General features: G+C 41.2%; 6 protein-coding genes. 4 read left to right on the top strand and 2 right to left on the bottom strand.

Annotated elements, in window-relative coordinates:
* Nucleotides 1–47: 47 nt before the first annotated feature.
* Nucleotides 48–3323, top strand: coding sequence for a hypothetical protein (locus VYM24_RS03210; protein WP_330941429.1), 3276 nt, complete (start codon nucleotides 48–50; stop codon nucleotides 3321–3323).
* Nucleotides 3324–3340: 17 nt separating this feature from the next.
* Nucleotides 3341–4246, top strand: a complete 906-nt coding sequence (locus tag VYM24_RS03205) for a DUF5106 domain-containing protein (RefSeq protein WP_291551004.1) — start codon at nucleotides 3341–3343, stop codon at nucleotides 4244–4246.
* Between the two features lie 74 nt (nucleotides 4247–4320).
* Here the strand turns inward: VYM24_RS03205 and VYM24_RS03200 are convergent, their stop codons facing one another.
* Entirely contained in the window at nucleotides 4321–4941 is a 621-nt protein-coding gene (locus VYM24_RS03200; protein ID WP_129616615.1) for a porin family protein, read from the bottom strand.
* Between the two features lie 227 nt (nucleotides 4942–5168).
* Between VYM24_RS03200 and VYM24_RS03195 the strand changes: the two genes are divergently transcribed.
* Together VYM24_RS03195 and VYM24_RS03190 are read left to right on the top strand one after the other, a co-directional pair.
* Complete coding sequence (locus VYM24_RS03195) at nucleotides 5169–6974, top strand: AMP-dependent synthetase/ligase (RefSeq protein ID WP_330942204.1); 1806 nt, start codon at nucleotides 5169–5171, stop codon at nucleotides 6972–6974.
* 180 nt (nucleotides 6975–7154) lie between these two features.
* On the top strand, nucleotides 7155–9173 hold the full coding sequence (locus tag VYM24_RS03190; protein ID WP_330941428.1) for a family 43 glycosylhydrolase: 2019 nt from the start codon (nucleotides 7155–7157) through the stop codon (nucleotides 9171–9173).
* Here the strand turns inward: VYM24_RS03190 and VYM24_RS03185 are convergent.
* On the bottom strand, nucleotides 9167–13525 hold the full coding sequence (locus VYM24_RS03185) for a hybrid sensor histidine kinase/response regulator transcription factor (RefSeq protein WP_330941427.1): 4359 nt from the start codon (nucleotides 13523–13525) through the stop codon (nucleotides 9167–9169). The genes VYM24_RS03190 and VYM24_RS03185 overlap by 7 nt on opposite strands.
* Nucleotides 13526–13650: the final 125 nt, after the last annotated feature.

Genomic DNA, 13650 nt, shown 5'->3' with positions numbered 1-13650 from the left:
ACCGTTCCTTTAGTATAGAAACATACTCGAAAAAAATGACAGAAGATATGAAACGCAACTTTTTGACATACATATTTTTATGCATATTGCTTCTTGGCACCGCCTCCTCCTGTAAGGACGACTTGCTGTATAGTGGCGGAATCATAGGCGAAGGGGAAAGCGTCATCAGTGGCACCGTGAAATTCAAGCCCCTTACTCCTGCGCTGAACGGAACCACGCGTACGCCCGGAAATGCGATAAAGAGTATCAACAGCCTTTGTGTGCTGTTGTATGATGAGGAAGGAAAGTTGGTGAAGAAATATCCGTTAAATCAGGCAAGTACCGGAACTCCCAATGAGGGGGAATACGTGCTTTCGGAAGAAGAGCGTACAGACCACAAAACCGAATCAATAGGTGGTGAAGACAAGAATCTTCCCCCCGCTGAATCCAAAACTCCCCATGCAGAATTCCAACTGACCGTTCCTTTCGGGTATTATTATATCTATGCGGTGGCAAACATGGACGACCTCTCCGAATACGAGGAGGCTATAAAGACAAAAGATGGATTGAAAAGTATTTCCCTTGAATGGAAAGCGTCGGAGATCGCTGCCAATAATCAAATGTTCGGATTCTTTAGCGATGCTTCAACAGATTCCGATGCACCCTTACTGACCATCAACCAAAGAGCAATACCATTGCATGCTTGGATACGTCGTGCAGCATCCAAAGTGACCATTGCATACGATGGCTCAATGCTTCATGAAAACGTATATATCTATCTCAAATCCGTAACAATCAAGGATATACCAAATCAGTGCTATTTAGGTAAGAAGAGTGCCGTCAACAAAGATCCTGATAATCCCGAAAAAAACTTCGGAGACCTTATTAAAGAGGGCGAAAGTATTACGTATGTTGAGGGGACTTCATACGATGAGCATTGGCCCGCACGTATCACGAAAGGTAGACCATATTATTATTATTATTATGACTCTGTGGATCAGCAAAATAAGGGAGTGTCTGTGTTGAGTACAGAATACAGTGATGATAATCTTGACAAGAAGAATGAACATATCCAGAAAGCTCATGGAGAAAAAAATGAGGCCCTCTTTTTCTATGAAAATATGCAGGGAGAAGGAAAAGACAAACGGCAAGATCATGACGGAAATGGTGAACTTGATGCTCCGGGACTGAATAACAGACCTGAAGATGAATTTTATAAAGATCAGAAGCCCTATGGCACTTATATTGAAGTAAAGGCCTATTATGTTTCTAATGCCGAGGGCCGGGTGGGCAGTGGCGATATCACTTACCGCTTCATGTTGGGTAAAAATGTCACTACCGACTATAATGCCGAACGTAATCACCATTATAAATTGACACTGAAATTCAACAAATATGCCAATGACGTGGACTGGCACATCGAATACGAAGAACCGAAACCCGGTATCGAAGTACCCAATCCTTACTACATCTCTTATCTGTATAACAGGACTATGGATCTTCCTATAAAGATAAATACAGGTGGGGGAGAACTCATCTCCTTGAAAGCCAAGATAATTACAAATAATTGGGCACCCAACGGTGCATATACAGAAGGTGACGGCCGGCTTGATTATGCTTATTGGTATGATTACGATGTGACGTCACAAAAGGATTATACAGCTCAAAACAAAGGAGGACAAAATCAGCCTTGGAATGGTTTTCTTTCACTACGCAGAACCACTGCAACCGTATTAACACAAAATAAAAGTCTGAATGACCCGGCAAACGGGGTCGTATGGTTAGGCGAAAAAGACGGTAAGGCCAAAGGAAATAAAGAGTATTATGAAGATTCCAAAAGAGGTGAAAGAGACTATGTGATAGAGGCAAAAGAAAACATCGAAGAAAATACGGAAGAACTTGGAAAATTTACTATTGGAAATCCTGTAGGAACTGGCAATGAGCAAAATATTACGGTCCATATTCCATTGTATACGCGTGCCAAACAGATGATTATAAGTACTGGATACACTGGAAATAATCCCTATGTAGCCTACAGGCGAAGAGCCACGGTAGAAATTCAGGCCGGAATTAGATTTGCTAATAGCGAAAAGATAACTATTTTGAAAGATACAGCCGAAATACTTCAGGTACGTCGTGTTGTTAATCCTAAGGGCATCTATCGAAGTTGGAATAATGATACTCCTTTTCACGTGACGCTCATGAGACTGCCTCGTGAAAATTCAACGACATTTGAGCCTTTTACATCAGAAGGTCCTTGGAAGGCAGAAGTGGTTGAAGGTGGTGATAATATGATTTCTCTGAGCCGGACAGCGGGTGAAACGGGAACACCTATTGATTTTAAGGTAATCTTTAATAGTAAATGCCCCAATAAGGATACATCTCGATTTGCAATTATACGGATTAACTATCATAATTACACTTGCCAACATCTGATATTTGTTCGTCAAGGTGATGCACCCATTCCATTGGTAGAAAATGGTGCTAAATGGCATACGTGTAATTTAGTCACGGCAAATAGAGAAGCTGAGTCGCCGTTGGATGAAGGTTCATTATTTAAGTATGGAAACTTGGAAGATGCAATCGCTGCCTCTAATCAGGTGAATTATAAAGATCCTTGGATTAATATAACACCTGAGTCTTTCCATGTTTGGTTTCCGCACAATAATCCAAACTTAACATTAGCCAACGGTAAGGGATTAAAACATTGGGCGGATATTTCTTCTGTAATACCTAGTGCAACTACCCAATGGAATTTATCACTATCTGATAATGTCCGTATTGCAGAATATAATGACTTTAAAGCCCTGTTTGACAATAAAGATACAGAACAAGGATATGGAGTATTGTATGGTGATGAATCTTCAACTACTGCCACAGATATCAGACAAGTGTATGGATATATGGCGGATGGTGAGAACAAAAATACGGAGGGATGTGGCATACGTGGTTGTTTTGTATATAATAAAACAAATAGTAGAAATCTTTTCTTTCCAATAGGTGCTTCTGGTTATGGACATCGCAAACGAGCCAATTCTCAAACAGGAGCCGAATCGCAAGGACGGTCTGGCATACTTCGATATGCAGCAGGTCGAGTTGATAGGTATCCAGACCCGGCGTTAGGAGATAGACCTTTGTTTTATGATTTGTATATGCGGTCAGGTGCTATTTATTGGTTATCAGATTATAGTGATGCAACAGATGCTAATGGAAATACAGACAAAACTATAGGTTGGGACATCAATTACTTTACTTTTGATTTCAACTTCATACATAAAGCTAATCTCTATAATAATAGTACTGATGGTAGTGACGCTTGTTTTATCCGTTGTGTAGAAGATTAATCCACTACCTGCTGAAGATGAATAACAATCTTCTTTTCTTCCTGATATACCTCATGCTCGCCGTTACTAGCGGCAGCATGAGCGCACAGCAGAATAAAACTCAAGATCAGCCTCTTTCTGTTGTCCCTTCTACCCTATGCATTCCCCATGAGCGTGCTGCCTGCCTTTTGGCACACTTCTGGGATGATATAGATTTTGCGGATACCTTGCGTAGTCGCCGTCCTGCCTTTGTAGAACAAAATCTCGTCAACTTTCTTTCTCTCTTCCCGCATGCTCAAGCCGAAGCCCGTATCATGGCTGTAAAGAGTTTGATGCAGCGCGCCGAAGTTGACGAAACCGCTTACCGACTATTGGCACAGTTGGCAGAAAAGTATCTCTATACTCCCGGTTCACCTATGCAGAATGAAGAGTACTTTATTCCCTTTTTGGAAGAAATTGTAGGTACCTCCCTACTGGATAAAACAGAAAATTCACGTTCTCGTTTTCTGCTTTCCGCTGCCTTGAAGAACCGTCCCGGCACAATGGCAACCGACTTTACTTATCTCACACCTAGCGGTGAATTGCAAACCTTATATACCGTCCCTGCTACCTATAGGTTATTGCTACTGTTCTACGATCCCGATTGTTTGCATTGTCGGGAAATCATTACCGCTTTGAGCACCGCTTCCTGTCTGCAACAACAGATAGAAAGTGGGCAACTTACCGTGCTTGCCATCTGCGTAGGAGAAGATCGAGACTTGTGGAACCGTTCTTTGAAAGATCTGCCCACCCAGTGGCTTACAGGTTTCGATATGGGTTGTATACGCCAGGAAGAACGCTATTTATTACCTGATATGCCGATGATGTATTTACTTGATGGAGAGAAACGGGTGGTGAAGAAAGAAGTATCGTTGCATCAACTGCTGTTGAAATTTCAAGAGTAATGCTATGGTAAGCCAATTAAAAATATATAGAAAAGGGCCCTTACGGTGCCCTCTTTCAATCATTCTATGTTGTTTTAGAACATAAATCCTAAAGAAATCATCAGGTTTCGATTCTTAGTTCCTGCATCTGAAGTTTCTGTTAAACCGAAATCGTAACCAATGGAAATCTGGTATTTTTGGCTGAACTCCATACCGGCTTTTAACCCCAGACCAAGGTCAAAACGTTTGAAACCGTCATCACCGAAAATATTTTCAGATGAAGTACCAACACTGGATTCAAGTTCATTCTTAATTTCGCCTGTTGTTTTTAACTTTCCGAATAATCCGATTCCAATATAAGGGCCTGCATTGGCAAATAAAGTGAAATTATCACTTACAGCATACTTATAACCGATATGTACAGGAATCTCTAAATAGCAAGGGTTCAGTTTGATACTGCCTAAGGCACCGCCATCTACTTTAGCTCCTTTTAAAGAAAGTAATGCGCCGAAATCCATATAAGCTCCTTCTGTTACTTGTGGTAATCCAAGCTCTGCCTTAACACCAGCATGGAAACCTACCCGGCTATCAAAGCCGCTAACTTTGATATTGCTTACATTCATACCTGCCGTGACACCCCATCTGAGGTTATCTTGTGCGTTGATACTCCCTAAACCTATCGCCAATATGGCGACTAATGCTAAAATCTTTTTCATGTTAGTTAAGTAATTGCGTTGATATTTAAAAAACTATCGGGTGCAAATATATACATATATTTGTATTTCTTTGGAAAAACGAACAAAAATGTAGGGTAACCACTCTTTTTTAGAGTCGGATAGTACTAATATTGCGGAAGTATATACTAAATATTTAATTCTCAATATAGAAATAGTTTCAAATGAAACCACTACCTTTGTACCGAATTTACCAATATATGAATAATATGACTTATTATCATTTATCTGTCCTCGTACATCGGCGGGCAGAGAAGTATGGCGACAAGGTGGCTCTGAAATACAGGGATTACGAAACGTCGCAGTGGATCCCCATCACTTGGAATCAATTCTCACAAACAGTTCGACAAGTTGCGAATGCACTCGTAGAGTTAGGAGTGCAGGAGGAAGAAAACATAGGAATCTTTTCTCAGAACAAGCCCGAATGCCTTTACGTGGATTTCGGGGCATTTGCTAACCGTGCGGTGACCATACCTCTGTATGCTACCAGTTCACCGGCACAAGCGCAGTACATTATCAATGATGCTCAGATACGTTATATATTTGTAGGCGAGCAATTCCAGTATGATGCGGCTTTCAGTGTCTTTGGCTTTTGCCAATCGTTGCAGCAATTGATCATTTTCGACCGTGCTGTAGTACGCGACCCTCGTGACATGACTTCCATTTATTTCGACGAATTCCTGGAAACGGGAAAAGGTTTGCCGAACAACGATATGGTGGAAGAACGTACTTCCCGTGCATCGGATGATGATCTTGCCAACATTCTTTATACATCCGGTACAACTGGTGAACCGAAGGGGGTAATGCTGCATCACTCTAACTATATGGAAGCTTTCCGTATCCATGATATCCGTCTGGTAGACATGACCGATCAGGATGTTTCCATGAACTTTCTCCCCTTGACACATGTCTTTGAGAAAGCATGGACGTATCTTTGTATTCATAAAGGCGTGCAGATTTGCATCAACCTGCGTCCGGTGGATATCCAGACTACCATTAAAGAAATTCGTCCGACATTGATGTGCAGCGTTCCCCGTTTCTGGGAAAAGGTGTATGCCGGAGTACAGGAAAAGATAGCTCAGGAAACCGGTTTGAAGAAAGCTATGATGCTGGATGCCATTAAAGTCGGCAAGATACATAACATTGATTATCTGCGTAAAGGCAAAACTCCGCCGTTGATGCTTCATCTGAAGTATAAGTTCTACGAAAAGACGGTTTATGCTTTACTGAAAAAGACGATTGGTATTGAGAACGGCAACTTCTTTCCTACTGCCGGAGCTGCCGTACCTGATGAAATTTGTGAATTTGTTCATTCAGTAGGTATTAATATGTTGGTTGGCTATGGTCTGACTGAATCAACCGCTACCGTTTCTTGTTTCCTTAACCAAGGTTACGAAATTGGTTCCGTAGGCACCGTAATGCCTGATGTAGAAGTGAAGATCGGTGACGAGAATGAAATACTTCTGCGTGGAAAGACTATCACGAAAGGCTATTATAAGAAAGCGGAAGCTACTGCCGCTGCTATTGATAAAGATGGTTGGTTCCATACCGGTGATGCCGGCTATCTGAAGGGTGACCAACTTTATCTGACTGAGCGTATCAAGGACTTATTCAAGACTTCCAATGGTAAGTATGTCAGTCCGCAAGCTTTAGAAACGAAACTGGCCATTGACCGTTACATCGATCAGATTGCCATTATTGCCGATCAGCGTAAATTTGTGTCTGCCCTTATTGTACCGGTCTATGGTTTTGTGAAAGATTATGCCAAGGAAAAAGGTATCGAATATAAGGATATGAACGACCTTCTGCAACATCCCAAGATTATGGGATTGTTCCGTGCACGCATAGACACTTTACAGCAACAGTTCGCACACTACGAACAAGTGAAACGTTTTACTCTCTTGCCGGAACCGTTCAGCATGGAACGTGGTGAACTGACTAATACTTTGAAGTTGAAGCGCCCTGTAGTTGCAAAGAACTACAAGAATGTGATAGATAGAATGTACGAAGAATAAAGATATAATAAACCTATTTACTGAAAATGAAAAACTCCCGGTTAAAAGCCAGAACTTTTAATCGGGAGCTTTTTATATATCCGTGTGCCTAAAAAGTACACGTATATTACCGGTTTGTCCCCTCTTGGCTGTCCTGTACCGCATATATTTGCATCCTCACTTTATCTTAATTTATGTAAGATGTATAACTTATCTATTACTACAGGAAAAATAGCGGATGGCTTTTCCGCATTGTTAATGCTTTGTTGCATACTCATGGTACAGTCGTGCGCTGTTCCCGTACAAACTACAGCTTCTTTGTCGTCTGACAATGGAGACGGTACTTATACCAATCCGGTGATTAATGCCGATTATCCCGATCCTGACATTATACGGGTAGGTGAAGACTTTTATATGGTCAGTTCCTCATTCGTTGCTATGCCGGGTATTCCTATCTGCCATTCTAAGGACCTTATAAATTGGCGTATCATAGGGCATGCCTACGACAGCATCACTTTCCGCCCTCAATATAGGATGGAGAATGAACAGACAGCGTATAGTCGTTTATGTTGGGCTCCTTCCATTAAATATCATGACGGTACCTATTATATAGGAGTTAATATTGCCGATGATGGCTTTGTAATGTTTAAGAGTAATAAACCGGAAGGTCCGTATTCAATGTATAAGTTTGACAAGCGTTTGTATGATCCGGGATTTTTCATTGATGATGATGGTAAGAAATATGTCACACATGGAAAGACGAAAATATACCTGACACGTTTGAAAGATGATGGAACCGGTGTACTGGATCCTGACGATGAGGGTACCTTGATTATAACAGCTCCCAAGGGATATGAATATCTTTTTGAAGGATGTCACACTTATAAAAGGAATGGTTGGTATTATATATTCAATCCGGCATTGGGATACAATGGGGTACAGATGATCAGCCGCTCCCGTAATCTTTACGGTCCGTATGAAACAAAGGTCCTTATTGATGATGATATCAACTATGCCGGTGCCGGTGTACATCAGGGCGGATATGTGGAGACGCTTGAAGGTGAATCATGGGCCTATACTTTCCAGGACAGGGATTATATGGGTAGGTGTGTGATGCTGTATCCGATGAAATGGGAAGAGGATTGGCCGGTGGTAGGTCCGGAAGGTAAACCGGGAAAAGGAGTAGTAACTTATAGAAAACCGGCAGTCAAGACCAAGCAAGAGATTACATTTCCCCAACATTCGGATGATTTCAGTTCTTCGAAACTGGCTCATGTATGGGAATTCAATCATGTACCCCGGAAAGATAAATGGAGTCTGACGGATCGTCCCGGTTATTTTAGAATTTATGCGCAGTATGCAAAGGGATTTGAATGGGCGCGTAATTCTCTGACACAGAAAGTGTCCGGACCTTATAGTACCGGAACTGTTTCATTAGATTTGACCGGACTCCGTGAGGGAGATTTTGCCGGAAATGGCATTATGGGGAGAGTCATGTACCAACTGGGAGTACGGAAGAAGGCGGATGGCTTTTGGCTTGAAATGAGGCAGGGAGGAAGAGAAGGAGAGACTGTTGTCGATAGTCTTCCTGTCAAAACTGATAAGATATACCTGCGCACTGAAGTGACAAAGCAAGGATCTTTACTGTTTTATTATAGTCTGGATAATCTTGAATATAACCGTTTGGGTCCGGAAGGAGTTTCTAACTTCTGGGGATTTCTGGGTATCCGTCATGCTTTATGCTGTTATAACTTAAATAAAGGTGCTACTGGCGGCTATGCCGATTTTGATTATTTTGAATTAGAAAGTAATCGCAGGGGAAATCATTACGATGCATTTACCGAGATAGACTTTTCTCAGTATGATGATCGTGAAGGAATGAAGTTAGTACGTCCGGTAGCAAAACGCCCTATGCAGTTTATTTCCGGAGTACGGGATGGAAACTGGCTCGTATTCAATAATATGTGCTTTAAGCCAACCCCTCAAAAAGTAACTATCGAACTTCAGGCGGAAACTCCCGGAACAGTGATTGAGATAAGGGAGGGAAGTCTCGATGGTAAGTTGATAGCTACTTGCCCGATAAATCAGAGCCAGACTCCGGGAGAATGGGAGAAGCAAACCTTTGAGGTCAGTGGAGCAGTAAAAGATAAGTCCAAAATTTATTTCCTGTTCCGCGGACAGAGTCAGGGACTTGCTATAAAGAACTTTATCTTTTACTGATCCGGATTATCCTCCTCGTTATTAATGGAGTTTTTATACTCACTTGGAGTAACTCCCATGTGTTTTTTGAAGCATCTGCTGAAATACTTCGGATCGCTAAAACCGGTCATATAAGCTATTTGAGAGAAGTTGTATACATCATTTCTGATCAACTGGGCAGCTCTTTTTACACGAATTTCCCTGATAAAATCTACCGGAGGCATTCCTACAATGGACTTAAGCTTCCGGTAGAAAATACTCCGGCTCAGCAGTAGCTTGTTGGCGAAATCGTCGATCACCAGATCCGGATTATCCATTTGATCTTCCAGGAAATCCATCACTTCTTTCATGAATAACTTATCATGCGGCATCACTTCGGGTTCCGAAGGAGTCCAGTCCTTGGAATTATCGGTTTCATTGTTTGCTGATAACTGCTTCATGAATATTTCCTGTAACTGCTTGCGCTTGGTAAACAGAGAAGCAATACGGGCTTTGAGGTACGAAGAACTGAATGGTTTCGTAATGTAATCATCGATACCTTGTTCCAAAGCGGTGATACGGTCATCCAATGATGCTTTTGCTGATAGGAGAATGATTGGAACATAGCAGATATCTTTGTTTTCCTTGATACGTTTAATCATTTCCAATCCATCCATGACAGGCATCATTACATCACTGATTATCATATCGGGTATAGCCTCCGATGCAAGTTTCAAACCTTCTTCTCCGTTTGCTGCTTCCAGGATAGTGTATTTCTTTGATAGTATATTTCTGAGCAGGCTTCTCAGCTCACGATTATCTTCTACGATTAAAATGGATAAAAAATCCTCTTCCGAACTGTTTTCAGATTCAGCTATACCGTTATCTACAGTTGCGGTAATATATTCTGTATTGTCCGAACTATCAGCAAGGATTAATTCGGCCTGTGCATCTTTCTCGAACACTTCACGTTCCAAAGGTAAAGTTACACTGAATTCGCTACCCGTTCCCGGTTGGCTCTTGACCTCTATATCCCCGTGATGCATATCCACCAATTCTTTGACGAGTGATAAGCCAATGCCTGATGAAGGTTGCAGAATATTGTTGTTCTTGCTTAGTGTCTCAAAGCGTTTGAAAAGAGAACCTATCTTATCAGGAGCAATACCGATACCTTCATCAATAATGGAAATGCGGATATGCTGATCCGATTTCTGTACTGTAATCTTTACGGTTTTTCCGGGTAGAGTATATTTGAATGCATTGGATAATAGATTGAATACTATTTTTTCCACTTTGTCCCTGTCTATCCATATATATACTTCTTCTTGATCAGCATTGAATGTGAAGTCTATTTGTTTCTCTTCAGCAATCAGACGGAAGTTTTCTGTAATTTTCATCAGGAAAGCAATCAATTCTGTTTGTTCAACCATTACTTTCATTTTCTTATTCTGTATCTTCCGGAAATCGAGTATCTGATTGACAAGACGCAACATACGTTCCGTATTCTTATGTACAACGGTCAGATGTTCCCGTACGGAAGGAGAAATGGTCTGGTCCTCCAGAACTTCACTGACCGGACTGGAGATAAGAGTCAATGGTGTGCGTAGCTCATGTGAAATATCGGTAAAGAATTTCAGTTTGATATTTGATAATTGCTGTTCCATATCCACTTGGTGACGCAGTCGATAGATGTAAGAGAAGATATACAGAATTAACCCTGTGAGAAGGATGAATGCTGCAAGATATGCCAGTAAAGCCCAAGGAGTCTCCCAAAAGGTAGGAATGACCTTGATGGAAAGTGTACGGATATTGTTTACCCATACTCCGTCACTATTTGTTGATTTCACATGAAGACGATATTCGCCTGCGGGCAGATTGATGTAGCTTGCTGATTTGTTTTTATCGCTATAATTCCATTCTTTTTCAAGACCTTCCAGGCGATAGGCATAGCGTATGTCATTCGGTCGCGTGAAGTCTAATGCTGAAAATTGTACATTAATATTTCGTTCCGAAGGGTGTAAAGCTATCTCTTTCAAGTCATCGGTGGAGACTGTTGATTTCTTTCCGTTAACTTTCAAATCAGTAAAGACGATGGGAGGTACATAATCACTCTTCTTCATTTGTTCCGGAACAATTTCCAAAAAGCCCATATCTGTGCCGAAAATCAATTGTTGCCGGGCGTTTATGGTGGGTATCGCTTCGCTAAAGTTCATCTTCTGTCTGAGGAATCCTGTACTATAGTTTTCGAATGCCTCTGTTTCCGGATTAAATTTGGACAAAGCGTTTTCTGATGCTATCCACAGTTTCTTTTGAGAATCTTCTATCATGGATAGGACCATATCGGATCCTAGCCCTTCCAGCTCGGTGTAATACTGAAATTCAATGTTTTCGCTAAGTAGGGTTCTGGATGTGATTTTGTTGACTCCTCCGGTGAATGTCAATACATAGATGTCTTTATGGCTATTTTCGTATATATGCATAATGTCGTTTCCGGTCAGGCTGAAAGGATTGCTCTTATTCTGTATATTTCTGTAGAACTTGATTTCTTCCGGTTGTGTAAAGTCATTTGAGAATGTAACCAAACCAAAGGTGGTTCCTACCAACAGGATACCATTTTCCGTACCTGTAATGTAGCGGATATTATGGCAGGTGCTGAACGGATAGTTTTGTAGCTTGTTCCTGTGATTAATAAAGTACACTTTCCCCTCAGGTGTTTGTTGTAGCAGATTTAATCCGCCACCGTAGCATCCTATCCAGATGTTGTCATGATTATCGGAATATATGCTGAATATGTCATTGTTGCTCAAACAATAAATGTCTTCGGAGGCATACATATAATTTTGTACGTCGTAATTCCCATCGGTTTTCTTTGCAAGTTGGAATAGTCCGTTTCCCTTGCTTCCTATCCAGATTGTTCCGTCCTTTCCTTCGCAGATGCTGTAAACACTGGCATTGAATGATACTTTATCTTTACCTATCTTTCCCTGTGGAGACAAGTAACCGGCCAGGCTACCATCGGGGCGGTATATCCTGACATATTCGCTTTTGGAAGCTACCCACAATCGTTGTGAACTGTCCAAAAGGAAGGCGCGGATTTCAAATCCCCTGTCTATTCCATTCAGATTATAAATTTGTGGATAGAAAGACATTTTCTTTACTCCTCTGGCACTGACAAGCCAGTGGTTTCCCTGTCTGTCCTGATAATGGTAGCGAACAAGCGGAGCAAATAGCGATTGAGGGTTGTCCGGATCAGTATAAAAGGCTTTCAGTTCTTTATTTTTCCTGTCATAGTAACAGAAGTTTCCATTATGGGGAATTAGCCATAATGTACCTTGTTTATCTTCAAATATGATGTTTTTGTTCTCCCGGCCATAATTCACGACCTCTTTTTCGGGTGTAAAGAGGTATTGTTTTTCACCTGTTGCCGGATTAAAGCGTATCACTCCGGGAGTAGTGGGGAATATCCATAGTTCTCCTTCTTTATCCTCATAAATGGAGATTGCTTCATTGGAGGGTTGCATAGGAGTACGGATATCTATTAACTGAGAAGTCTTATTTTCCGGATTGAACAGGATGACGCCGTTATCAGTGGCTATGGTGAGTAGCCCATGGTTGGTTATGTCTAAAGAGTTTATTTTGTTGATGGGGTAAGGAAGCTCTATAAATTTTATGCTTTCTGTTTGTTGGTTATAATAGGCTATCTTTTCAGAAGCGGAAGCAAGGTAGATTGTACCGTTGTATTCCTGAATAAACTGGAAAGGAAAATCGCTGCCGATCTTTTTGTTGCCTATTATGGATATACCTTTGTCTGTCAATATCCACTCATCCTTATCGGAATCCTGGAAGATAGTGTAGATGTGTTCACCTTTTAAAAAACCGTTGAATGTGCTATAGAGTGTAACTCCGTCTTTCTCTTTGTATCTCTTTTCATCGACTCTGTAACAATAACCCTTGTCGCATGTCACCCAGGCTATACCTTCTTTTAGGGGAAATATTTTCTGGACAAAGTTTCTTCTTTGCATATCTTTATCTACTGTTTGCAGGACATCGTAGAAGATTTCAAGATGAGTGTCGAATATATAAGCCTTGCTGTCATACGTCTGGCACCAGATATCGCCATATGCGGTTTCTGAAATAAAGGTTATCCGATTGTTGGATAGCGTATATTCTTTATGTGGCGCGGATTTGTAGTTCTTGAATGTATATCCGTCGAACTTATTGAGTCCGTTACGGGTACAGATCCAGAGAAAGCCTTTCTGATCTTGTAAAACAGCTGATGCGATATCTTGGGGTAGTCCGTTCTCAGCTGTAAAATCAGTAATCTGGCAGATGGGCTGTGCCGATGAAAACATCGGTATCATTAAGTATAAGAAGTAGATAATCAGTCGTCTCATAGTACTGTTTTGAATAGTGCAGAACAAATGTATAGAAAAAAGGGAATAAATGAAAAGTATAGGGCCTGTTTGACCGAAAAAGCCGATATTTCGCCCGAATAATCCACCTTCTTTTTGTTCCATTT

It is taken from the genome of Bacteroides sp. MSB163, from assembly GCF_036416795.1.
GTDB lineage: Bacteria > Bacteroidota > Bacteroidia > Bacteroidales > Bacteroidaceae > Bacteroides > Bacteroides maternus.
This window is presented reverse-complemented; position numbering and strand designations above follow the sequence as displayed.